At 49.0% G+C, this 23,355-nt stretch carries 19 protein-coding genes and 1 pseudogene; 16 read left to right on the forward strand and 4 right to left on the reverse strand.

Going from position 1 to position 23,355, the window contains the following annotated elements:
• The first annotated feature begins 192 nt into the window (after positions 1 to 192).
• The 9 genes and pseudogenes from JWG39_RS13765 to JWG39_RS13805 all read left to right on the forward strand — a co-directional run bounded on the left by JWG39_RS13765 (position 193) and on the right by JWG39_RS13805 (position 9,982).
• Positions 193 to 549 (forward strand): four helix bundle protein, encoded by a 357-nt coding sequence (locus JWG39_RS13765; RefSeq protein WP_205219998.1) that lies wholly within the window; start codon positions 193 to 195, stop codon positions 547 to 549.
• Between the two features lie 107 nt (positions 550 to 656).
• On the forward strand, positions 657 to 1,943 hold the full coding sequence (locus JWG39_RS16590; RefSeq protein WP_369130636.1) for a UDP-N-acetyl glucosamine 2-epimerase: 1,287 nt from the start codon (positions 657 to 659) through the stop codon (positions 1,941 to 1,943).
• Positions 1,944 to 1,948: 5 nt separating this feature from the next.
• Positions 1,949 to 2,374, forward strand: a complete 426-nt coding sequence (locus tag JWG39_RS13775) for a cupin domain-containing protein (protein ID WP_205219999.1) — start codon at positions 1,949 to 1,951, stop codon at positions 2,372 to 2,374.
• Between the two features lie 5 nt (positions 2,375 to 2,379).
• Positions 2,380 to 3,585 (forward strand): glycosyltransferase family 4 protein, encoded by a 1,206-nt coding sequence (locus JWG39_RS13780; RefSeq protein WP_205220000.1) that lies wholly within the window; start codon positions 2,380 to 2,382, stop codon positions 3,583 to 3,585.
• A 46-nt stretch (positions 3,586 to 3,631) separates the two neighbouring features.
• Complete coding sequence (locus tag JWG39_RS13785) at positions 3,632 to 4,285, forward strand: sugar transferase (protein WP_205220001.1); 654 nt, start codon at positions 3,632 to 3,634, stop codon at positions 4,283 to 4,285.
• Positions 4,286 to 4,379: 94 nt separating this feature from the next.
• The gene (locus tag JWG39_RS13790) at positions 4,380 to 5,237 is read left to right on the forward strand and encodes an acetyltransferase (protein ID WP_205220002.1); all 858 of its coding nucleotides are present in this window, start codon (positions 4,380 to 4,382) and stop codon (positions 5,235 to 5,237) included.
• Entirely contained in the window at positions 5,185 to 6,360 is a 1,176-nt protein-coding gene (locus tag JWG39_RS13795; protein WP_205220003.1) for a DegT/DnrJ/EryC1/StrS family aminotransferase, read from the forward strand. Before JWG39_RS13790 ends, JWG39_RS13795 begins: the two co-directional genes overlap by 53 nt.
• 196 nt (positions 6,361 to 6,556) lie before the next feature.
• Positions 6,557 to 8,512 carry a nucleoside-diphosphate sugar epimerase/dehydratase gene (locus tag JWG39_RS13800; RefSeq protein ID WP_205220004.1) on the forward strand — a complete coding sequence of 652 codons (1,956 nt, stop codon included), beginning with the start codon at positions 6,557 to 6,559 and terminating at the stop codon, positions 8,510 to 8,512.
• 373 nt (positions 8,513 to 8,885) lie between these two features.
• Positions 8,886 to 9,982, forward strand: a pseudogene (locus JWG39_RS13805) (NAD-dependent epimerase/dehydratase family protein).
• 419 nt (positions 9,983 to 10,401) lie between these two features.
• On the opposite strand, the gene JWG39_RS13810 reads toward JWG39_RS13805, so the two are convergent.
• Both JWG39_RS13810 and JWG39_RS13815 read right to left on the reverse strand, forming a co-directional pair.
• Positions 10,402 to 11,214 carry a mechanosensitive ion channel family protein gene (locus tag JWG39_RS13810; protein ID WP_205220005.1) on the reverse strand — a complete coding sequence of 271 codons (813 nt, stop codon included), beginning with the start codon at positions 11,212 to 11,214 and terminating at the stop codon, positions 10,402 to 10,404.
• 524 nt (positions 11,215 to 11,738) lie between these two features.
• Positions 11,739 to 12,959: a hypothetical protein gene (locus tag JWG39_RS13815; RefSeq protein ID WP_205220006.1), complete on the reverse strand. Its 1,221-nt coding sequence runs from the start codon at positions 12,957 to 12,959 to the stop codon at positions 11,739 to 11,741.
• Between the two features lie 699 nt (positions 12,960 to 13,658).
• Here JWG39_RS13815 and JWG39_RS13820 point away from each other — a divergent pair.
• From JWG39_RS13820 to JWG39_RS13825, 3 genes are all read left to right on the forward strand, one after another.
• The gene (locus JWG39_RS13820; protein WP_205220007.1) at positions 13,659 to 14,507 is read left to right on the forward strand and encodes a DNA-binding protein; all 849 of its coding nucleotides are present in this window, start codon (positions 13,659 to 13,661) and stop codon (positions 14,505 to 14,507) included.
• Positions 14,508 to 15,269: 762 nt separating this feature from the next.
• Complete coding sequence (locus tag JWG39_RS16860) at positions 15,270 to 15,404, forward strand: hypothetical protein (protein WP_275889016.1); 135 nt, start codon at positions 15,270 to 15,272, stop codon at positions 15,402 to 15,404.
• A 23-nt stretch (positions 15,405 to 15,427) separates the two neighbouring features.
• Positions 15,428 to 15,595 carry a hypothetical protein gene (locus JWG39_RS13825; protein ID WP_205220008.1) on the forward strand — a complete coding sequence of 56 codons (168 nt, stop codon included), beginning with the start codon at positions 15,428 to 15,430 and terminating at the stop codon, positions 15,593 to 15,595.
• 265 nt (positions 15,596 to 15,860) lie between these two features.
• Here the strand turns inward: JWG39_RS13825 and JWG39_RS13830 are convergent, their stop codons facing one another.
• A complete protein-coding gene (locus tag JWG39_RS13830; protein ID WP_205220009.1) occupies positions 15,861 to 17,225 on the reverse strand; it encodes a Na+/H+ antiporter NhaC family protein in 1,365 nt (454 codons plus the stop codon).
• A 602-nt stretch (positions 17,226 to 17,827) separates the two neighbouring features.
• Here JWG39_RS13830 and JWG39_RS13835 point away from each other — a divergent pair.
• The 4 genes from JWG39_RS13835 to JWG39_RS13850 all read left to right on the forward strand — a co-directional run bounded on the left by JWG39_RS13835 (position 17,828) and on the right by JWG39_RS13850 (position 20,283).
• A complete protein-coding gene (locus JWG39_RS13835) occupies positions 17,828 to 18,415 on the forward strand; it encodes a 5' nucleotidase, NT5C type (RefSeq protein WP_205220010.1) in 588 nt (195 codons plus the stop codon).
• A gap of 389 nt (positions 18,416 to 18,804) precedes the next feature.
• Complete coding sequence (locus tag JWG39_RS13840) at positions 18,805 to 19,230, forward strand: NUDIX domain-containing protein (protein ID WP_205220011.1); 426 nt, start codon at positions 18,805 to 18,807, stop codon at positions 19,228 to 19,230.
• Positions 19,231 to 19,539: 309 nt separating this feature from the next.
• Positions 19,540 to 19,827, forward strand: coding sequence for a hypothetical protein (locus JWG39_RS13845; RefSeq protein WP_205220012.1), 288 nt, complete (start codon positions 19,540 to 19,542; stop codon positions 19,825 to 19,827).
• A 171-nt stretch (positions 19,828 to 19,998) separates the two neighbouring features.
• Entirely contained in the window at positions 19,999 to 20,283 is a 285-nt protein-coding gene (locus JWG39_RS13850) for a hypothetical protein (protein ID WP_205220013.1), read from the forward strand.
• A gap of 627 nt (positions 20,284 to 20,910) precedes the next feature.
• Here JWG39_RS13850 and typA read toward each other — a convergent pair.
• Positions 20,911 to 22,704 carry a translational GTPase TypA gene (gene typA, locus JWG39_RS13855; RefSeq protein ID WP_205220014.1) on the reverse strand — a complete coding sequence of 598 codons (1,794 nt, stop codon included), beginning with the start codon at positions 22,702 to 22,704 and terminating at the stop codon, positions 20,911 to 20,913.
• Positions 22,705 to 23,355 lie beyond the last annotated feature (651 nt).

Genomic DNA, 23,355 nt, shown 5'->3' on the forward strand with positions numbered 1-23,355 from the left:
AATTCTTTCTAAACCTTTTATGCATATATTCCCGAAAATGCTTCCGATGCCGCAGAAAAAAAATATCTGTAAGTTAGGATGTTGGTTTTATCTGTACTTTTTTTGTTGTTCTCGGACAGCCTCCTAGTCACTAATTACAAGTCACCAGTTACTTGTTTTTAGTCACCAGTTACACATTTGCCGAGAAGAAGGATGGTACGAACGCATAAAGATTTGGATGTTTGGAAAAAGTCTATTGATTTTGTCACCTGTATATACAAAATGACAGAGTCATTCCCTAAGAGTGAACTGTATGGGTTGACTTCTCAAATTCGACGTTCTGCGGTGTCGATACCATCCAACATTGCTGAAGGAGCCACTCGAAAGGGGAAAAACGAATTCAAGCAGTTTCTCTACATTGCCTTGGCAAGCGGTGCCGAACTTGAAACACAGCTGATTATCTCCGGCAATCTGGGTTATGCGAAAGAAGAACAAAAAGAACAGCTAATCAATGAATTGGCTACTATTTCTCGAATGATTCAGGGCCTCCTCAAATCGATTTCAGGATGAATATAATGAATGATGAAAAGAATGTAACTAGTAACGAATCACCAGTTACCAATAACCAGCAACCAGTTACCAATCACCAATCACCAGTCACCAATAACCAGTCACCAATAACCAAACTAAAAGTCCTAACCGTCGTCGGCACCCGGCCTGAAATCATCCGCCTTTCCCGTGTTATGGCCAAAATGGATGAGTATTTTGAGCATATCATCGTACATACCGGGCAGAATTATGATTATGAGTTGAATCAGATTTTTTTTGATGAGCTGGGTATCCGCAAGCCGGATTATTTTCTGGAAAGCGCCAAACCGGGGAACAGTGCGTGTGCAACTGTGGGTGCTGTGATTTCCAAGGTAGATGAGGTTCTGGCAGAGGTGCAGCCGGATGCATTGCTTATTCTTGGGGATACCAACAGTTGTCTGGCTGCGTATCCGGCCAAGCGGCGGAAGATTCCTGTGTTCCACATGGAAGCCGGGAACCGCTGTTTTGACCAGCGGGTGCCGGAAGAAATCAACCGGGCCATTGTGGATCATATCAGTGATATCAATATGTGCTACAGCGATATCGCCCGGGAGTATCTTCTCCGGGAAGGGCTTTTGCCGGATCGGGTGATCAAAACCGGAAGCCCCATGTTTGAGGTACTGAACCACTACCTGCCCGGGATCGAGGCGTCGGATGTACTGGAACGGCTCGGTCTGACTGCAGGAGAATATTTTCTGGTCAGTGCTCACCGGGAAGAAAACATTGATGACCCGGCTCAGTTCGAAAAATTCATCACCTGTCTGAATACCATTGCCGACTACTATCAACTGCCGATTATCGTCTCCACACATCCAAGAACTCGAAAGAAGTTAGAAGAAGTGACTAGTGATCAGTTACTGGTAACTGGTAACAACTCTCAAAGCACCAATCACCAGCCACCAATCACTAGCAGTCACCAATCACCAGTCACTAGCCGTCACCAGTCACCAATCACCAGTCACCAGTCACCAGCCGTCACCAGTAACCAGTCACCAATAACCAGTAACCGTCTCATCCACTTCATGAAACCTCTGGGCTTTCTTGAGTATGTGCATCTGCAGATCCGTGCCAAAGCAACCCTCTCCGACAGCGGGACCATCACTGAAGAAAGCTCTATTTTGAATTTCCCAGCCCTTAATATCCGCAATGCCCACGAACGGCCGGAAGGCATGGAAGAGGCCTCCGTTATGATGACCGGCCTTGAACCAGACAGAGTCATGCAGGCTCTGGCCATCCTGGAATCTCAGCCTCGGAATGAAGAACGGCTGCTGCCAAGGGTTGCGGATTATTCCATGCCCAATGTATCGGACAAGGTTGTCCGGATCATTCTCAGCTATACGGATTATGTGCGCCGCTATGTGTGGCACAAGGGGTGAAAAATATGGACGTGCAACGGATTGAAGGCGGCCTGCATGTAGATCAGCGGGGCGTGGTTTCTTTTGTGAACGATTTTGATTTGAAGAACGTGGACAGATTCTATACAGTCCGCGCCCATACCGTGGGCGAACCCCGGGGATGGGTTGGACACCGCAAAGAAGACAAGTGGTTCACCCCCCTGGCAGGTACCATGCTGATCTCCGTGGTCGCTCCGGATGACTGGGAACATCCAACTACAAATGTAGTGGTCCAACGCTACATCCTCTCTTCGCTGAAACCTGCAGTACTTCATGTCCCCGCCGGCCATGCCACCGCCAGCGTAATGCTGACTCCCGACGCCCTGCTTGGTGTGTTTTCTTCAGGCAGAATCGAGGATGCCGGAAAAGATGACTATCGGTTTGATGTTGGAACGTGGGATATAAGGGGCTGAGGTCAATGCGTATTTTATTTTTAAGCCAATGGTTTCAACCCGAGCCCTTTTTTAAAGGATTACCCTTTGCTAAAAAACTTATGGCCCAGGGTCATCAGGTCGAGGTTCTGACCGGTTTTCCGAATTATCCTGGAGGTAAGCTCTACCCCGGATATGGATTTCGTTTTTTTCAGCGAGAGAACATGGAGGGGATTCGGGTTAACAGAGTCCCGCTTTACCCGAGCCACGATCAGTCCGGTTTTCGCAGAATTGTTAACTATTTGAGCTTTGCATTGTCTACCTTGTTTATCGGCCCGTGGGTGGTCCGCAAGCCGGATGTAATTTATGTGTTTAATCTGATTACTCTGGCCTGTACGGCCTCATTGCTCAAGAAAATATACGGATGCAAGATTGTTTATGATGTCCAGGATCTATGGCCTGAGTCCGTGGCTTCTTCCGGCATGTTAAGCAATGCTTTGTTACAGAAATTGCTCCATAGATGGTGCCTGTGGGCGTATCGACGAGCCGACAAAATTGCAGTGCTTTCTCCTGGTTTTAAGCAGAAACTGGTTGCTCGGGGAATTCCAGAAGAGCGTATCGAGGTTATTTACAACTGGTGCGATGAAACCTCCCTTGCCTCAATACAGAATGATCGGAGTTTGGCAGGAGAACTGCACTTGGAAGATACATTTAATGTGGTCTTTGCAGGTACCATCGGCATCATGCAGGCTCTGGATGTGGTCCTGAATGCAGCCCAAATATGCACAAAGGAAATGCCTGAGGTCCGCTTTGTTCTCGTGGGCGGTGGTGTGGATGTAGCTCGTTTGAAATCAAAGGCAAAGATGCTGCATCTGGATAATGTCGTTTTTGTCCCTAGAATACCCATATCCGATATGGGAAAAGTCTTTGCCCTGGCAGATGTCCTGCTTGTTCATCTCAAGGATGATCCTTTATTCTGGGTTACCATTCCTTCCAAAACCCAGGTGTACATGTGGGCAGGTCTTCCGATTATCATGGGAGTCAAGGGAAATGCTGCTGATCTGGTACGGAAAGCACATGCCGGGCTTGTCTGTGAACCTGAAAATTCACAATCTATGGTACAGGCTGTTTCCAGCCTCTATCACATGAATGAAAAAGAAAGGGAAAAAATGGGGATGAATGGAAATGCGTTTTATAAAGAATGGCTTTCTTCGGATGTTGGGACTGAAAAGTTTCTGAGACTGTTTTCATAAGTCGATTTTTTGAAAGGATCTTGTCTGAAGGAGGGAGAAGGATTAAATGATTAAACGTATATTTGATTTTCTATCTACTGCTATCGGACTGATTTTTATCAGCCCGATTTTGTTCGTTCTTTGCTACCTTGTGCGCAAAGAAATGGGTTCCCCTGTTTTTTTTAAACAGAAACGCCCCGGCCTGCACGGCACGCCATTTTACATGTATAAATTCCGCACCATGACCAGCGAATGTTCCAAAGACGGCACCCTCCTCCCTGACTGTGACCGCCTGACCCCCTTGGGCAAATTTCTGCGCGCCACCTCTCTGGACGAACTTCCCGAACTCTTCAATGTCTTAAAAGGCGACATGAGCCTGGTCGGTCCCAGACCGTTACTCATGCAGTATCTGGATCGCTACACCCCGGAACAGGCCAGACGCCATGAAGTGCGTCCCGGAATTACCGGCTGGGCACAGGTGAATGGTCGCAATACTCTTTCCTGGGAAGAGAAATTCAAGCTGGATGTATGGTATGTAGATAACCGGAGTTTTTGGCTGGATCTCAAGATTTTGTGGATGACCATGATCAAGGTTGTTAAAAGAGAAGGGATTTCCGGGGGGGGGTGTGAGACTATGACGGAATTTGAAGGAAGGGAAAGCGAGGAGACAGGAGACGGGAGACAGGAGACAGGAAAAGGCTTGGAAACAGGAGGACGGTAAGTCTGGAGGACGGAGACAAGGGACAGAAGCATGTAGAGGGGGAGATATTGTTATTATATGAATGGGCTGAATTTTGAGCTCCAGGGAATAATTTGTGGACAAGACAAAGATTTATATCATTGGGGCCAGTGGTCACGGTAAAGTGATCGCCAGCGCAATAATTTCTGCCGGTTTCACTCCCGCTGGTTTTTTTGACGACAATTCCAAAATTCATGGAACAACATTTTTTGGAATTCCCGTGTTGGGCGGACAAAAAGAATTTGCAACCTTGGCCAACCCCCAGGCTGTTATTGGTATTGGAGATGGAAAGATCCGACAAAAAATTATCAGACGATACACTGGAGGGGCCTGGATGTCGATTGTGCACTCTTCCGCCTGGATAAATACCTCGGCAACCATTGAACAGGGGTCGGTTGTTTTTGCAGGCGCTGTCATCCAGCCCGATGTTACGATTCATCAACATTGTATCATAAATACAGGTGCAACGATTGACCATGATTGCACCATCTATGATTTTGCTCATGTCTGCCCGGGAGTAAACCTTGCAGGGAATGTGACCATCGGCAAAGGAGCATGGATTGGCATCGGCAGTCAGGTTATACAAGGTGTTTCAATCGGAGAAGGATCTATTATAGGTGCAGGCGCAACCGTCATCAATGACATACCCGCCAATGTGGTTGCAGTTGGGACTCCTGCTCGAGTGATTAAAAGAATGGAGACAGGAGACAGGAGACGGGAGACGGGAGACAGGACAAGACGAAAAGGACGAAGTCTGAAGTCTGTAATCCGAGGTTGGCCAGGAAAAGAAAGGAGAACGGAAAAGCAGTCCTTCCTGCTTCCCGCCTCCTTTCTCCCGTTTTTTGTCTCTCTCTATTTCCAAATATTGAAAAAGGTGCAACATGCTAAACACAAAATTCTCCCCCTGGCCCGTATTCGAGGCCGACGAACGTGACGCGGCCATGAAACCGCTTTTTTCTGGTAAAGTAAACTACTGGACCGGGCAGGAAGGCCGGGAATTCGAAAAGGAATATGCCGCCTACACCGGTCGCAGTCATGCCATTGCCCTGGCAAACGGCAGTCTTGCCATCGAGCTTGCCCTGTGCGCTCTGAACATCGGCCCGGGCGACGAAGTCATCACCACGGCGCGGACATTCATTGCCTCGGCAAGTTCCGTCGTCATGCGCGGGGCTGTTCCCGTGATCGCGGATGTTGATCCAGTATCCCAGGTCATAACGGCTGAGACCATCCGTGCAGTGCTCACGCCCAGAACCAAAGCGATCATCTGCGTTCATCTGGCAGGCTGGCCCTGTGACATGGATTCTATCATGGAACTGGCCAGAGAAAAGGGAATCTACGTCATTGAAGACTGTGCCCAGGCCCATGGGGCCCGGTACAAGGGCAAACCTGTGGGGTCCTTCGGCGATCTTGCGGCCTTTTCCTTTTGCCAGGACAAGATCCTCTCCACAGGTGGTGAAGGCGGCATGCTGATGATGGATGATGAAAAACTCTGGAAAAAGGCATGGGCCTTCAAGGACCACGGCAAGAGCTGGGACGCAGTCTACGAACGCGACCACGCTCCGGGATTCCGCTGGCTTCACGAATCCTTCGGCACCAACTGGCGCATGACAGAAATGCAGGCAGCCATCGGCCGGGTACAGCTGCGCAAACTGGATGGCTGGGTTGCCAAACGCAGAGCAAACGCTGCGAAGCTTACGGAATGTTTTACAAACCTGCCCGGGTTACGTGTGACGTTGCCGGGAGATGAGATTTTTCATTCGTATTATAAATATTATGTGTTTGTCCGGCCTGACATGCTGAAGGAGGGATGGGACAGAGACCGGATCATGAATGAAGTGATGAACATGGGCGTACCTTGTTTTTCCGGGAGTTGCTCGGAGATTTATCGGGAAAAGGCATTTACGGATGCGGGGTATGGGCCGGTCGGGAGATTGCCGGTGGCGAAGGAACTGGGGGAGACGAGCCTGATGTTTCTGGTACATCCAACGTTGAAGGAAGACGAGGTTGGGAAAGCATGCGAAATAGTTGAAGATATAATGAAACTCGCGACGGTATAGCGTTAAAAGCTGAAGAGAGAAAAAAATAAGGACAAAAGAGAGAAGGACATTTACCACGAAGAGCGCTAAAATATAGAAAGGGAAAATCTATAACTGCAATCGGTTACTCTGTTTTTATCTTTCTTTGTGTTCTTTGCAGTGAAGCAATTTTTTTGCCCTCCAATCACTTCTGCCCTTCAACCGCTTTCGAGAAAAAATGCTCAAACAATTTAAAAATCGTAATCTTTATTTAGTGCTGACCACGGACGTTCTGATCTTCACCGCGTCCCTCACCCTTGCCTATCTGCTGCGTTTTGATTTTTCACCTGATCCGCACTACTGGAATCTCTTCTGGATTTCCCTACTCATTCTCGTGCCCTGCAAGATATTTTTCTTTTCTCTATCAGGCCTCTATCGGGGGATGTGGCGGTATACAGACATCCGGGATTCCTGGCGGCTTTTTCGATCGGTTGTTTTGGCGGAGGTTCTGGCCATTGCCCTGCTCTCCTGGTATGCACGATTTTCGGGATACCCACGGTCTGTTTTTATTATTGATGCGGTGTTAACCTTTCTGCTTGCGGGGGGCGTGCGCGTTGCTATTCGTTCCTATTTTCTTACCCATGGAAAATTCCAAATATCCAGTCTGCTGGCCCCTGCCCTCTACCGTACCCGGCGCAAGGATCTCAAGCGTATTCTCATTGTTGGTGCCGGGAATGTGGGGGAACGCATCCTGCGCGAAATCATTGAAAGCCCTCAGCTGAACTTTGAAGTAGCGGGGTTTCTGGATGACGATCCAGACAAACAGAAGCGAACCCTGCACGGAATCCGGATTCTCGGTACCATCACGGATCTTGAAACCGTGGTCCTCAAGCATGATGTAGAGGAAATTCTCGTTGCCATGCCTTCGGCCACCGGGGAAGAACTCCGCCGGGTTGTCGAGCTCTGTGAAAAGATCCAGATCCCCCACAAGACCCTGCCTGCCATGGGGGCCCTTATGGACGGGCAGGTGAGCGTCAATCATTTCCGCGAAGTCAGTTATGAGGATCTTCTGGGACGTCCGTCTGTCCATCTCGAGAACGCGGCCATCTCCTCCCTTATTACCGGGAAGACCGTCATGGTAACGGGGGGCGGAGGCTCCATCGGGTCGGAACTGGTGCGCCAGATCGTCCGGTTTGAACCCAAATGTCTGATCATTCTGGAACGTTCCGAATGTCATCTCTACGCTATCCAGATGGAACTCCACCATACCCTCAAATTTCGCCACTATGTTCCGATTCTCGGCCGGGTTCAAGACCGGAAGCTCCTTGGCAGAGTCATGGAGATATACAGTCCTCAGGTTATCTTTCATGCCGCAGCCTACAAACACGTGCCCATGGTGGAATGCAACCCCTGGGAAGGCGTGTTCAATAATGTCTGGGCTTCGCAGGTGCTCATGGATGTGGCCGCTGAATACGGGGTGGAACAATTTGTCCTCATTTCCACGGATAAGGCGGTGCGTCCTACCAATGTGATGGGAACCACCAAACGTATCGTCGAGCTGACCCTGCAGTCCCAGCCCCAGAGCACAACCCGCTTCATGGCCGTGCGTTTCGGTAATGTGATTGGCTCGTCGGGTTCGGTCATTCCACTGTTTAAGGAGCAGATCCGTAATGGCGGTCCGGTCACGGTCACCCATCCGGAAATGACCCGATATTTCATGACCATCCCTGAGGCCTGCCAGCTCATCCTGCAGGCGGGAACCATGGGCACGGGGGGAGAGATATTCATTTTAAAAATGGGTACTCCTGTGAAGATCGCGGAGATGGCAAAGGATCTCATCCGTCTTTCAGGCAAGGAGCCTGATAAGGATATCCGCATCGAATACTCCGGTGTCCGTCCAGGGGAAAAGCTTTATGAAGAGCTCATTACCCACGGCGAAGGTGTGGTCTCCACAACTCATGACAGCATTATGGTTTTGCGTCCCGAGTCTGAGGCAGCCGGGGTACTTTCCCCGGGCTTCAGGGAACAGCTGGAAATGCAGCTTGCTCGGCTTGTTGAAATCGCCAAAGACTATGACGTGAAAAAGATCAAGACGCTGCTGCATGAGATTGTGCCGGAATATGATGTACGGGATTGCGATTGTGTTTTGGAAAGGGAAAAAGGCTGGGAGACGGGAGAAAGCGAAAAGCGGTAAGGCAATTTTTTACCGCGAAGAACGCTAAAGAACACGAAGAAAGGCAAAAAGCATTTAAGAATAAATTGAAACCAAAGCGGGAAGAACGGGTTTGTAACCACGAATGGACACTAATTTTCACTAATATTAACTACATTTTTTACCGCGAAGAATGCTAAGGCAGGTAAAAGCGAAAAGACTTTTTGCCAACGAATAACTGCTCGAATAAGGCGAATAAGGGCAAAAAGCATTTGAGAACAAAGAATTTTTAATTTAAAGCGGGAAGGACGGGAAAGGCGAAAAGCGGTAAGGCAATTTTGGGCGATTACGAATATCAATTACATCTTTTACCGCGAAGGACACGAAGAAAGGCAAAAACATTTGAGGATAAGAGATGACACGTTATCAGGAAGTACAGGAAGAACTGCGAGCCAAGCCGAGGACATGGCTCATCACCGGAGTGGCTGGATTTATCGGCAGTAATCTGCTTGAGACTCTGCTCAAGCTTAATCAGCGGGTGACTGGTCTTGATAATTTTGCCACAGGATATCAGCATAATCTTGACGAAGTACAGACACTTGTATCTGCAGAGCAATGGGCTGGATTTCAGTTTATCGAGGGAGATATCTGCAATCTGGAAGACTGTCGCCGTGCGGTAAATTCCTCTCAAGGGGGAAGCAGTGCAGTCGATTACGTTCTCCACGAGGCCGCGCTCGGCCTGTGCCGCGCAGTATCGAAGACCCGATTACCACCAACACCAACAACATCGCTGGCTTTCTCAACATGCTGGTCGCGGCCCGTGATGCGAAGGTCAAGCGCTTCGTCTATGCCGCAAGCAGCTCCACCTATGGTGATCACCCCGATCTGCCCAAGGTGGAAGACAAGATTGGCAAGCCACTTTCACCGTATGCTGTTACCAAGCTGGTGAATGAACTCTACGCCGACGTCTTTGCCCGCACCTACGGTTTCAAAACTATCGGCCTGCGCTATTTCAATATTTTCGGTCGTCGCCAGGATCCCGATGGTGCTTATGCTGCCGTGATCCCCAAATGGATATCCTCGCTCATCAAAGACGAACCGGTCTATATCAACGGTGATGGCGAAACCAGTCGTGACTTTTGCTATATTGACAACACCGCACAGATGAACGTGTTGGCCGCTACCTCGGAAAATCCGGAAGCAGTCAATCAGGTGTATAATGTTGCTGTCGGTGATCGCACTACACTTAACCAGTTGTATGAAGCTTTGCGTGTGAATCTGGCGGTGCAGTTTCCTCATCTGGTTGATGCCACACCTAATTATCGCGATTTTCGTGCTGGTGACGTGCGCCATTCTTTGGCTGATATTTCTAAGGCCAAGACTTTGCTTGGATATGCTCCGGCTTTTCGGATTGGGGAGGGTTTGGAAGAGGCTATGGCCTGGTATGTTGGGAATGAGGAGACGGGAGACGGGAGACAGGAGAAGGGAAAAAGCAAGGGCGGGAAAGGCTAAAGGCTGGGAGACGGGAGAAGGGAGACAGGGAAAAGCGAAAAGCGGTAAGACGGTTTTTTACCGCGAAGGACGCTAAGAAAGGCGAAGGAAGGCAAAAAGCATTTGAGAATAAAGAGTTGATTGAAACTAAAGCGGGATGGGAAAGGTAAAAGCCGGTACGACAGATTTTTTTTGGCAATTACGAATGGATAAACAGGATGTAAAATTGATCTCATTGTAAAGATATCGGTTGTGCTGGAGACGCCCAAATTGGTCGTCTCTACAAAGACCTCCTGCCTCCTGTCTCCTTTCTCCCGTCTCCCGTCTTTGCTTTTTCCCGTCTCCTGCCTCCCGCCTCCCGCCTTTGCTTTTTCCTGTCTCCCGTCTCCCGTCTCCTTTCTCCCTCTTTCCCTCCCCTGCCTTTGAATCCAGCATTCCCTTTAAAAATCATCTCTCGGGAGAGGAGGGATTGCAGCATATTCTACCCCGAGGCGATTTAAAGCCGCTTTGCCACGGATGGTCAAATCGGTCACAAAATTGAACTGTTGGCGGGGTTCAATCGGGTAGGCCTTGAGGCGGTAATGGGTTCCCCATGGTTTTTCCGAGATAATGACGTTTACGGGTTTTTTGATCTGTAAAAAAGCGCTTGTCAACGCCACATCAAAAAGAATTTTCTTCATCTGTATTGCATCGTGGCGAGGGTGAAGATAGAAATCGGCAATGCATTGCAGGTTCTGGCTCCCGTCATTCCCATTAAAAATTTGCTGGTCCCACATTTTCAGATGGGGAATAATGACAACCGTATCATCAGGGGTGACAATCTCTGCGCTCCGCATGTTGATAGCCTTTACTTCCCCGTATGCCCCGTTGATTTCAATCCAGTCGCCAGGACGATAAGGAGCTTCGTAAAGGGTGACGACCCCGGCAATCAGACTACTCGCATAGTCTTTGAAGGCAAACCCCAGACCAAGCCCAAAGACCCCGAAGAGAACCATTAAATTTTCAATGGTTGGCTCAATCACCGAGGTGATGGTCAACACCAGTGCCATCATGATAATAATCAGTCGCAGCACTGGTATTGAAGAGAGGACATAGAAACGAAAACGGCCGGAGACCCTGTTGGCCACCCAGGCCAGGAACCTGGAACTGAGGCTGATCAACAGCCAGGCGCTGCATGCAATCAGGCCGACCTGAAGGAAATTCACATCGCGCAGGGCTTGCAGTAACTCGGAATTTTCAGTCAGACTGTTCATGTTTTCTCCTAATTACATTTTTTACTGCGAATAATGCTAAGGAAGGTAAAAGCGGTAAGACAATTTTTACCGCGAAGGACGCTAAGGAACGCGAAGAAAGGCAAAAAAGCATTTGAGAACAAAGAATTCATTGAAACTAAAACGGGAAGGACGGGGTTTGTAACCACGAATGGACACTAATTTTCACTAATATCAACTACATTTTTTACCACGAATAATGCTAAGGCAGGTAAAAGCGAAAAGACTTTTTGCCAACGAATAACTGCTCGAATAAGGCGAATAAAGGCAAAAAGCATTTGAGAACAAAGATTTTTAAATTTAAAACGGGAAGGACGGGAAAGGCGAAAAGCGGTAAGGCAATTTGGGCGATTACAAATGGATAAACAGGATGTAAAATTGATCTCATTGTAGAAATATCGGTTGTGCTGGAGACGCCCAAATTGGTCGTCTCTACAAAGACCTCCCGTCTCCCGCCTTTGCTTTTTCCCGTCTCCTGTCTCCCGTCTCCTGTCTCCCTTTTTCCCCTAAAATTGATCAACCAGATACCCGTTACTCTCAAGAAACTGGCGTGCAGCCGGATATCCCTGAGCGGTAACCTGCCAGACGCTGTCATTTTGCTCCACCAGCCCCTCCTCTTCCAGCCAGTAGATATTCTCCAGTACCTGGTCTGGCGAGAGCAGCAGCTTGAGGATATCAAGAGGCAAACCGTTATGAAGGAGCAGTGTGTGCAGGACAAAAGCCACATCACGACCAGCGCTGGCGGGAAGTACGGGAAGCTTGAGCTGGTTCCAGGGGATAATCCAGACAGTCTGGTGAGGGATATCGCCCTCTTTGTTCTCATCCTTTTCTGACATTTTTTCATCTGGTTCAGTCTGCATACTGGCTCGCCAGATGGCCCGGGAAACACCCAAAATACCTCGGCTGTGCGCCGCCAGTATGTGCAGAAAATTACTCTGCCTGGATGTTTTTTCGTTTTCTACTGGTGGAGAGAGAACGTAATACCCGTTATCAGATAAACGAAAAAGAAAGGGATTGCTCTGAGATACATCGCTGGATGGCTGAAAGTGTGCTGTCAGCCGGGATTCATCAAAGGCCTGAAGGGTCAGCGTGGCAGGTGTTCGACCATGCCACAGGTGAGAGAGAAAAGCCCAGGCCCAGCTGTCACAACCAATGATCCCTCGACCAATTTTCCCTGCGCAGGCAAGATCAAGAAAGTGGCGTATCAGTTTTAAGCCATCCACATGCCGGAGATACAGGTTTTCCAGATTTGGGAGGACCCATGGGCCATCCCCCTCACTCTGAGCAGAGAGCCAGCTGGTATCTCCGGCAAGGATCTGTTCTGGAGAAGGTCCCGCTAAAGTCCGCCAGGAGTACATCTCCGCCCACGCCTTCAGAGTCTCGATATTCCCGCTGTGAGGTGGCCCGGCGATGACAAGTACCGGTGGAAGAGGATTTTCCTGATGCAGCCACTCGTTAAGTTCACTTCTCAGCGTCTCTGCGGAACTCTGCCAGTCAGGAACCGGGGCAAGACGATCCAGTTGAAAATGCGGCAGTGACAGCAAGTTCTCTGCAGTTATCAGGGGCAGATCCGTCTCCGACCTGTCCCGCTGAAACAGGCCGCGAAGAGATGCATAGCGTTTTCTGGCACTGTAGGTAACTGGTGCGCTCGGTGGTTTATAGCTGGCAACGGAGACATATTCCCAGGCTGGTGTTTCTGTTTTTTCGGTGGCAGGAGTTGAATTCATTTTTTTCACCGCGAAGAGAAAGGGAGGGACAACTGCTTTTTTACCGCGAAGAACGCGAAGAACGCGAAGAACGCGAAGAAAGGCAGAAACAAAAGGAACCACGAATGGACACGAATAAACACGAATTATTACTCATTCGTAATCGCTAAAAAAGATGTCCACGCAGTCGTGTTCTCCGATCAGTAAAAAATGTAATTGGTATAAAAAACAGAACAGCGAAAAGACTTTTTGCCAACGAATAAAGGCTCGAAACATGCGAATAAAGACAAAGAATTTCACCGCGAAGGACACGAAGAGCGCAAAGCATAAAGATACAACAGCAATTCCCTGTTTAATTCAAAAAATATTTGTTCTCAAAGGTTTTTGCCTTCCTTCGCGTTCTTTGAAATTATCTTAAGATGGAAACCTTGAATATGCACGGAATACAAGCGGCTTTTGTGTAGACAAGGCATGCCTTGTCTCTACGAAAGCGACAACCGCAACGGCGATGGCAATCGTAACTGAAATGGCGACCATTACCGCTCCCCCATCTCTTCGCTGCACATTTGAATACGCCTTCAAGCTTGACCTCTCTGCGTCCTCTTCTTATTTTTCATGGATGTTTCCCCGATATATTGCGGGAGATGTAAGACATCACGGGATCACGCATTTTCTGCGTTTACCTCCTGCTCATGCACCCTTTACACTCAGGATATTATCATGAAAAAACGGACTTTTTTCTGTGCTGCAGCCCTGTTCGCCCTCTCTCTCCAGCCTCTGAATGCGTTGGCCATGCCCGATGCCGGGAACGCTGGCGGCAGTAATGCAGTCGTTACCGGGACAGTGCTTGAGACGATGAACTCCGGCGGATACACCTACATGAATGTCGCCGAAAAGGACGGCCGCACGGAATGGGTTGCCATCCCTGAAAGTGTCGTGGAAAAAGGTTCTGAGGTGAAATTCCACGAGGGAATGGTCATGAAGAATTTCAAGAGCAATACCCTGAACCGAACCTTTGATGAGGTCATCTTCAGCGCCGGGATTGTCAGTGATGCCGCCACGTCCCCCCAGGGAACCTTTCATAAGAGTGCTGAGGCAACAAAAGCCCCTGCAGCGGCCAGTTCCTTTGAGGCAGCCGTAGAGGCTGAGAACAAGGCACCAGCTCCTGCCACCACCCCGGTAGTAATGACCGCAACCACCTCAGGCGGCAGCGTTGCAGCAATTGTCCCCTTTGAGAGACTCAGTGTGCAAAAAGCGACGGGCAGTAATGCCAGCACCGTTGGGGATATTTTTACGAACGCGGCAAAGCTGGATGGCAAGGATGTTGTTGTTCGCGGCATCGTGAGGAAGGTAAGTCCCCAGATCATGGGACGGAACTGGGTTCATATTCAGGATGGAACGGGTGATGTCATGAAGAACCATCATGACCTTGTTGTCACCACTGCTGATACCGTAACAACCGGTATGGAGGTTGTTGTTGAGGGTGTTCTTGCTGCTGATAAGGATTTTGGTGCTGGTTATAGATATGATGCGATTGTTGAGAATGCCAGTGTGACACCGGTTGAATAAAAGGAGACAGGAGACGGGAGACGGGAGAAAGGGAACGGCGAAAAGCGGTAAGGTAATTTTTACCGCGAAGGACGCGAAGAACACGAAGGAAGGCGGGAAGGACAGGGAAAAGCACAAGACAGGACAACAGATTTTTTTGCCAACGAATAAAGACTCGAATAGGGCGAATAAAGGCAGAAAAGATTTAAGGACAAAGATTTTTTTTAATTGAAGCGGGAAGGACGGGAAGGACGGGTGACGAAATTTGAGGGGTATCTTGATGGCGTTCGTTGTGGTGTGAGACGCCTGTTGTGCTGGAGACGCCCAAATTGGGCGTCTCTACAAAGACATCCTTCAATATATGCCGCGTTGAAAAAATGGGGATCTGGGATTTTGGGCGAGATTATAACAGTTGGTATTGTAATTACGGTTGTTATTGTCGCTACGGTTGTCGCACCACCGTAGAGACAAGGCATGCCTTGTCTACAGCACAACATTGGCGGAATTACCGTTGTGCTGATTTTTTATCAGGGGTGGTGCGACCGCGCGGTTGTTCCCCCGTGGTGATAAAACATGGCGTTGCATTATTTTGCGGTTTTCCGGGAATGGTTATCGCTACGGTTGTCGCACCACCCGTAGAGACAAGGTATGCCTTGTCTACAGCACAACATTGGCGGAATCACCGTTGTGTTGATTTTTCATCAGGGGTGGTGCGACCGCAACCCTGCCCCGTATTCGCGATAATTATCAATTCCGTCAATTTCGCTGTAGCCGCCAAGGGCGATGTTGTTAGACAAGGCATACCTTGTCTCTACAAAAGACTACGTCATTGCGGGAATCATCGTTGTGCTGATTTTTTATCAGGGTGGTGCAACCGCAACCCTGCCCCGTATTCGCGATAATCATCAATTCCGTTAATTTCTCTGTGGCTGGCGGGGGCTATGTTGTTAGACAAGGCATACCTTGTCTCTACAAAGGACCACATCATTGCGGGAATTACCGTTGTGCTGATTTTTTATCAGGGTGGTGCGACCGCAACCCTGTCCTGTATTCGCGATAATTATCGATTCCGTCAATTTCGCTGTGGCTGGCAAGGGCGATGTTGTTAGACAAGGCATACCTTGTCTCTACAAAAGACTACGTCATTGGCGGAATCACCGTTGTGCTGATTTTTCATCAGGGGTGTTGCAACCCCAACCCTGCCCTGTATCCGCGATAATTATCAATTCCGTCAATTTCGCTGTGGCTGGCGGGGACTATGTTGTAAGACAAGGCATGCCTTGTCTTACAACAAGCTTCTTTCAGGGCTCTAATTCTTTCATTTTTTTGCCTTTCTCCCGTCTCCCGTCTCCTTTCTCCTTTCTCCTTTCTCCCTTATCCCCTCTCCTTTCTCCAATTTCCCTTTGGCCAGCCGGCAAACACGGCGCCTACAGAAACGAAGAGGAGAACAACACAATACCAGTTGTTGAGTGACACCTCTACGGGTGAAATTCCTGCAATTGACCCCGCCAGTAAAACCTGTGCCGCATAAGGGACAAGACCCTGGACAATACAGGAGAAGATATCGAGAAGACTGGCGGACCGCTTCGGGTCAACGCCACTCTCTGTGGCAATTTCACGGGCCAGCCTGCTGCTGATAATGATAGCCACGGTATTGTTGGCGGTACAGACATTCGCCAGGGCAACCAGCCCGGAGATACCAAATTCACCTCCAAGCCGACGATTTCCACGGGCCAGCTTTTTGGAGAGAGCATTTACCTTCTCAAGCATCCACTGCAGACCGCCCTGAGACCGGATCAGCTCGCCAAGACCACCAATCATCATCGACAGGATAAAGATCTCCTGCATGTTGGTGAAGCCTCTATAGATATCGCTGGAATATATCAGCAGGGAATATCCATCAAGGCAAATGAAACCCACCCCGCCACAGAGCAGAATCCCCACAGTCAGCACGACAAAAACATTCACTCCGGCAATAGCCATTCCGAGGATGAGAAGATAGGGGATAATCCGCAGAAACTCCCAGTCTCCGGCCTGTGGATCGGGTGCGCCGCCGCCAAAGGCAAGGAGCAGTCCGATCGTCACCAGTGCCGCTGGTGCGGCAATGAGCAGGTTCATACGGAACTTGTCGCTTAATTCACACCCCTGGGTGCGGGTGGCGGCAATGGTGGTATCAGAGATCATCGACAGGTTGTCTCCGAACATCGCCCCGCCGAGGACGGTGCCCATCAGCATCGGGGTAGACATTCCTGTCTGTTCGGCTATTCCTGCAGCAATGGGAGCAATAGCGGCGATGGTGCCCATGGAGGTCCCCATGGCGGTGGCCACAAAGGCGGTAATGATGAACAGTCCCGGCAGGATATAGGAGGGAGGGATGAAGGCAAGCCCCATGTTCACTGTGGCGTCTACTCCGCCGATCGATTTTGCCACCGAGGCGAACGCACCGGCGAGGAGGTAAATCATGCACATCGTGATTATATTGATATTCCCCACTCCGCCGAGAAAAACGGATATCTTTTTATTGAGGGTGTCTTTGCCGAGAAAGATGGAGATGATGATCGCGGGGAGTATTGCTACAGCGGCCGAAAGCTGGTAGAAGGCCATATCGATGCCGCTTCGTGTGAGCCATATCCCGGTGCCGAGAAATAAAAGAAGGAAGAGTACCAGGGGCAACAGTGCGACACCGCTGGCGTTTTCAGTTTCAAGGAGACCACGCTCAGGATTTTTCGATTTTTCCATAACAGTACCTTTATTAGTGTAAAAAATTAGTATAAAAAGAAGTTTTTGCCTCTGCCAAAATGGTCTATCATACCCGAAAATCTGTGGAAAGCAAAAGACGGGAAGACAATTTTTTACCGCGAAGAACGCTAAGACCGCGAAGGAACGCAAAAGCATTTAAAAACAAAGATTTTTTGAATTAAAACGGGAAGGACAGGGAAAGGCAAAAGACAGGACAACAGATTTTTTTGCCAACGAATAACAGCTCGAATAATACGAATAGGGCAAAAGACAATTTTTTACCACGGAAAACACGGAAAACACGGAAAAAGGCAAAAACCTTTAAGAAAAAGATTTTTTAAACTCAACAGGGAATTGCTGTTGTTGGTCTGTCTTTACTCTTCGCGTCCTTCGCGTTCTTCGCGGTAAAATTCTTTGTCTTTTTCATAGCTTTTTAAGAAGTTATGCTTTTGTCTAAAATGTCTTTATTCGCCTTATTCGAGCTGTTATTCGTTGGCAAAAAATCTGTTGTCGTTCCGTCTTTTGCTTTTTCCCGTCTCCCTTCTCCCGTCTCCCGTCTCCCGTCTCCCTTTTTTAAAATCCTCCCTCAATATGGACACAAGATGAAAATGCCCCCCTCAATATCGCCCCTCGAAATCGGTTTTGACTTCGACTGCGTTATTGCCGATACAGCTGGAACCTTCCTGAAAATTGTCTGCGAAGAGTACAATTATTGCGGCTACTCCCTGGAGGATATCTACAAATTTGACATCACCCAATGCCTCAACATCCCCTCGGAGCTGGTGATGGATATTTTTTCCAGCCTTGAACACGACTCAAGCCGCGTGCCTCCGGTCAGCGGAGCAGTAGAGATCCTGACAAAACTGGCGCAGCAGAGCCACCCCACCATTATTACCGCCCGTCAGAAAACTGGCTCCGTAGGTACCTGGCTGGAAAATAACCTGCCCGCCTCGGTGGATATTGATGCCTTCCGCCTGATCGGTTCCGGCAGCCATGACGATAAACTGCGTCATATTCACGAGTTCGATCTCCGCTACTTCGTTGATGACCGTGCCGAGACCTGTGAAACTCTTGCTGGAGAAGGTATCGATTCCATCGTCTTTGACCGCCCGTGGAATCACGGCCGGCATAACCTCAAGATGGTGAAGGATTGGAAGGAGATTAACCGTTTGATACGTTGGGGGGAATAAAGGGAGACGGGTTAAAAGAAAGGGAGACAGGAGACGGGAGAAAGGAGACAGGAGGCGGGAGGTTTTTGTAGAGACGACCAATTTGGGCGTCTCCAGCACAAGGGATATTTCTACAATGAGAGCAATTTTACCTCCTGTTTATCCCCTGGTATTCGTAATCGCCAAAATTGCCTTACCGCTTTTCGCCTTTCCCGTTTTAAATTAAAAAATATTTGTTTTCAAATGCTTTTTGCCCTTATTCGCCTTATTCGAGCAGTTATTCGTTGGCAAAAAGTCTTTTCGCTTTTACTTTTCTTCGCGGTAAAAAATGTAGTTGATATTAGTGAAAATTCGTGTCCATTCGTGGTTACAAAAATGTTTTTTTACCATGTCATAAAGGAGGAACAACCATGAAATGCCCGTACTGCAATCACGAAATAACCGTCTACCGCAATCCCATTCCCACTGTGGATATCATCATTGAGAGAGAGGGGAAGATTATCCTCGTCAAGCGGAAGAATCCGCCCTTTGGCTGGGCTATTCCCGGCGGTTTTGTTGATTATGGGGAGAGTTTTGAGACGGCCGCCGCTCGGGAGGCGAAAGAAGAGTGCAGTGTCACACTGACCAGTCTGCAGCAGTTCCATACTTACTCCGCCCCCGATCGAGATCCGCGCATGCACACCGTCACCACGGTCTTCATCGCAACCGCCGAGGGAATTCCAGTCGCGGCTGATGACGCCGTTGATCTGGATTTTTTCACCGAGGACACATTGCCGGAGGAGATCCCTTTTGACCACCGGCGGATTCTCACGGATTATTTTCAGTTTAGAAAGTAGAAGAAAGGAGACGGGAGACGGGAGAAAGGGAAAAGCGAAAGACATTTTTTACCGCGAAGGACGCGAAGGAAGGCGGGAAGGACAGGGAAAGGCACAAGACGGGACAACAGATTTTTTTGCCAACGAATAACAGCTCGAATAATACGAATAGGGCAAAAGACATTTTTTTACTGCGAAGGACACGAAGAAAATCAGAAAGCATTTGAGAACAAAGATTTTATTTGATTAAAGCGGGAAGGACGGGGGAAACAGGGGAACAGAACATGAGGGATATTTTGATGATGTTTGTTGTGGAATGAGAGGCCTGTTGTGCTGAAGACGCCCAAATTGGGCGTCTCTACAAAGACATCCCCCTTCCAGAATACATGCCGCGTTGAAAAAGTGGCAACCCGGGATTTTGGGCGGGATTATGATGATAATCCCGGCACATTGCCGCGACAGTCGCCGCACCACCGTAGAGACAAGGCATGCCTTGTCTACAAGCACAACATTACCGGAACCACCGCCGTGCCGATTTTTCACCAGGGTGATGCAATCTCGCTGTTGTTATCCTGTGGTGAAAACATGGCGTTGTATTATTTCGCGGGTTTCCGGTGATGATTATCGCGACAGTTGCCACACCACCGTAGAGACAAGGCATGCCTTGTCTACAAGCACAACATTGCTGAAACCACCGTCGTGCTGATTTTTCACCAGGGTAATGCAATCCACCCCTTGCATCCGCGATAATTACCAATTCCGTCAATTCTGTCGTGGCTGCCAGGGCCAATGTTGTTAGACAAGGCATGCCTTGTCTCTACAAAAAACCATTGCCGGAACCACTGCCGTGCTGATTTTTCACCGGGGGTGATGCAATCTCGCTGTTTTTATTCTGTGGTGGTAATTTCGTATTCCGTTACGGTGGTGCTGTTACCGTATGGCTACCGTCAGCGTGTAGACAAGGCATACCTTGTGGCATACCTTGTCTCTACAAAAGGCCACAACATTATCGGAACCGCTGCCGTACCGATTTCCCACCAGGGTAATGCAATCTACCCCTTGCATCCGCGATAATTACCAATTCCGTCAATTCCGCCGTGGCCGTCAAGGCCAATGTTGTTAGACAAGGCATGCCTTGTCTCTACAAAAGGCCACACCATTGCCGGAACCACTGCCGTGCTGATTTTTCACTAATGATATTACTGACTGCTGCCAAAAAATTTATACATCAGCCAGAGGACCAGAATCCCCGCACCTGCGGAGCCGTACATTATCATTCATGGTGTGCAGCTGGCAAACTTCTTCTTTAAGAATATGCCACAGGCGAAGGCTGCGGCCACCGCCAGTACAATACTTAGTATTTTTTCCATGTTATTCTCTTGGGAACTTTGAATAAAGGGAGACAAAAGAAGGGAGGCAGGAGACGGGAGACAGGAGAAGGGAAAAAGCAAAAGCCGGAAAGACATAGACCGGGTAGCCAGCGAAACACGCTAAACACACGAAAGCTTCTCTCTATAAAAAGCCTTTTTCGTATTATTCGAGCTTTCCTTTGGCAAAAAAATCTTTTGTCGTTCCGTCTTTTACAAGAAACGCTTTAGCACAACAGGCGTCTCATCCCACAACGAACATCATAAGGGTACCCTGCTTTTTCCCGTCTCCTGTCTCCTGTCTCCCTTCTCCCGTCTCCCTTCTTTTTCTCCCTTAAATCTTTCCGCCAGCACGCTTGCGCAGTCGGATAGACAGAGGTGTTACTTCAACCAGTTCATCGTCGTTGATATAGGCGATGCAGTCCTCAAGGGACATCTCTTCCGGCGGAGTCAGGATAACCGCTTCATCTGTTCCGGAAGCCCGCATGTTCGTGAGTTTTTTCCCTTTAGCCGGGTTGACGACAAGATCCGTGGAACGGGCATGTTCGCCAATAATCTGTCCGGCATAGAGTGGTGCCCCGGGGAGGATAAAGAGTTTACCGCGACTCTGCAGGTTAAAGAGCGCATAGGCCACTGAGGTACAGGGTTCCTTGACGATCAGCACCCCGTTCACCCGGTTGACGATATCCCCGGCATGGGGACCATACTCCTCGAAGATATAGGACATCATGCCCATACCCTTGGTATCCGTCATGAACTGTGAGCGGTATCCGAGCAGGCCACGGGTGGGGATAACGAAGACCAGACGGGCCATGCCGTTGCTGCTCGACATCTCCTCCATCTGTCCTTTCAGACGACCGAGTTTCTCAATAACCGCACCCTGATACAGTTCGTCCACATCAACAGTCAGGCGCTCATACGGTTCGAGTTGCTTCCCGTTCTCTTCGTGCATGATAACCTGAGGCCGGGTGACCTGAAATTCATATCCTTCGCGCCGCATCTTCTCAATCAAGATGGAGAGATGCAGCTCGCCGCGACCACTTACCCGGAACCCAACACAGTCGGTGAGGGGCTCAACCTGCAGAGCCACGTCAGCGAGAATCTCCCGGTCAAGGCGATCCCCGATATGACGGGAGGTAACAAACTTGCCCTCTTTACCGGCAAACGGTGAATCGTTGGGCACGAAGTTCATGGAGATGGTCGGTGGATCGATGTCAACCAGCGGCAGCGGCGTCGGATTGTCAGTATTGGTGAAAGTGACACCAACGGTAACATCGTCCAGCCCGGCCACAGCAACAATCTCCCCGACATGTGCCTCTTCAATAGCCACCTTCTGGTCAGATTCGAAGCGATAGAGCTTGGTGATACGCACCGGCTCAATGGAACCGTCGCGACGGCAGACCGCGATCGGCTGGTTGATCTTCATGGTACCGTTGACCACCTTGCCAATGCCGAGACGTCCAAGGTAGGGAGAGTAGTCAATGGTATTGACCTGCATCTGCAGAGACTTGTTCGGATCTCCAACCGGTGCCGGAATATGATCAACGATCATAGAGGAAATCGCCTCCATGTCTCCGCCGTTCACAACTTCATCAGTGGGGTCAAACAGCGAATAGCCGTTTTTCGCCGAGGCATAAACAATGGGGAAGTCAAGAATCTCGTCCGGGGCGTCGAGTTTAACGAAGAGATCGAAAACCTGGTCCACAACCCAGTCACAGCGGGCGGCGGGTTTATCGATTTTATTGATTACCACAATGACCGGCAGGTGATTGGCCAGGGCCTTTTTCAAGACGAAATAGGTCTGGGGCATCGGTCCTTCCTGGGCATCAACCAGCAGCAGTGCGCCATCAGCCATGCGCAGAACCCGCTCCACCTGACCGCCAAAGTCAGCATGGCCCGGGGTATCAATAATATTTATTAAATAGTCTTTATATTTATAGGAACCATTTTTCGAGGTAATCGTGATCCCGCGCTCCTTCTCAAGATCCATGGAGTCCATGAGACGCTCAGCCACCGCTTCATTGTCTCGGAACATACCGGATTGTTTGAAGAGTTGATCGACGAGGGTAGTTTTGCCATGGTCAACGTGAGCAATAATTGCTACGTTGCGAATTTTGCTTTGGTCCATTTTTTGTCCGTTGTTTTGCACTTAAGCGTACGATTGCAGGCAGGAAGAAAAGAGAAACAGCACAGACCGTTAATGCGGCTGTGCTGATAAAAATTACGTAGCATAAACCTTTTCACCGAAATGAGCAAGCACAAGCCGGGAGAAACAACCTTCGAGATAGTTGTAAAACTTTGAAACTGGGCCGGAATGCGCGGCGCAGGGGGGAGTTATTTTTGAGTATCTTCATGATATTGTTCATGTTTTTTTGTTCATGGAGAGGGGGGAAAGCGGAAAAACGATTTTTTACCGCGAAGGACGCGAAGGAACGCGAAGAAAAGCTAAAAGGACGGGAAAAGCAAAAGACAGGACAACAGATTTTTTTGCCAACGAATAAAAGCTCGAATAATACGAATAGGGCAAAAGACAATTTTTATCGCGAAGGACGCGAAGGAACACGAAGAAAAGCTAAAAGGACGGGAAAGGCAAAAGACAGGACAACAGATTTTTTTTGCCAAAGGAAAGCTCGAATAAGGCGAATAGGGCAAAAGACAGTTTTTTACCACGGAAAACACGGAAAAAGGCAAAAGCATTTGAGAACAAAGATTTTTTAAACTCAACAGGGAATTGCTGTTGTTGGTCTGTCTTTACTCTTCGCGTCCTTCGCGTCCTTCG

It is taken from the genome of Desulforhopalus vacuolatus, assembly GCF_016918505.1.
Lineage (GTDB): Bacteria > Desulfobacterota > Desulfobulbia > Desulfobulbales > Desulfocapsaceae > Desulforhopalus > Desulforhopalus vacuolatus.

Bases quoted from the DNA above. Each gene is read 5' to 3' on its own strand.
- JWG39_RS13830 (WP_205220009.1), bottom strand. From the start codon at position 17,225: ATGGAAAAATCGAAAAATCCTGAGCGTGGTCTCCTTGAAACTGAAAAC.
- typA (WP_205220014.1), bottom strand. From the start codon at position 22,704: ATGGACCAAAGCAAAATTCGCAACGTAGCAATTATTGCTCACGTTGAC.
- JWG39_RS13775 (WP_205219999.1), top strand. From the start codon at position 1,949: ATGGACGTGCAACGGATTGAAGGCGGCCTGCATGTAGATCAGCGGGGC.
- JWG39_RS13800 (WP_205220004.1), top strand. From the start codon at position 6,557: ATGCTCAAACAATTTAAAAATCGTAATCTTTATTTAGTGCTGACCACG.
- JWG39_RS13850 (WP_205220013.1), top strand. From the start codon at position 19,999: ATGTTGTTAGACAAGGCATGCCTTGTCTCTACAAAAAACCATTGCCGG.
- JWG39_RS13825 (WP_205220008.1), top strand. From the start codon at position 15,428: ATGTTGTTAGACAAGGCATACCTTGTCTCTACAAAGGACCACATCATT.
- JWG39_RS13835 (WP_205220010.1), top strand. From the start codon at position 17,828: ATGAAAATGCCCCCCTCAATATCGCCCCTCGAAATCGGTTTTGACTTC.
- JWG39_RS16860 (WP_275889016.1), top strand. From the start codon at position 15,270: ATGTTGTTAGACAAGGCATACCTTGTCTCTACAAAAGACTACGTCATT.
- JWG39_RS13765 (WP_205219998.1), top strand. From the start codon at position 193: ATGGTACGAACGCATAAAGATTTGGATGTTTGGAAAAAGTCTATTGAT.
- JWG39_RS13810 (WP_205220005.1), bottom strand. From the start codon at position 11,214: ATGAACAGTCTGACTGAAAATTCCGAGTTACTGCAAGCCCTGCGCGAT.
- JWG39_RS13820 (WP_205220007.1), top strand. From the start codon at position 13,659: ATGAAAAAACGGACTTTTTTCTGTGCTGCAGCCCTGTTCGCCCTCTCT.
- JWG39_RS13795 (WP_205220003.1), top strand. From the start codon at position 5,185: ATGCTAAACACAAAATTCTCCCCCTGGCCCGTATTCGAGGCCGACGAA.
- JWG39_RS13785 (WP_205220001.1), top strand. From the start codon at position 3,632: ATGATTAAACGTATATTTGATTTTCTATCTACTGCTATCGGACTGATT.
- JWG39_RS13815 (WP_205220006.1), bottom strand. From the start codon at position 12,959: ATGAATTCAACTCCTGCCACCGAAAAAACAGAAACACCAGCCTGGGAA.
- JWG39_RS13840 (WP_205220011.1), top strand. From the start codon at position 18,805: ATGAAATGCCCGTACTGCAATCACGAAATAACCGTCTACCGCAATCCC.
- JWG39_RS13780 (WP_205220000.1), top strand. From the start codon at position 2,380: ATGCGTATTTTATTTTTAAGCCAATGGTTTCAACCCGAGCCCTTTTTT.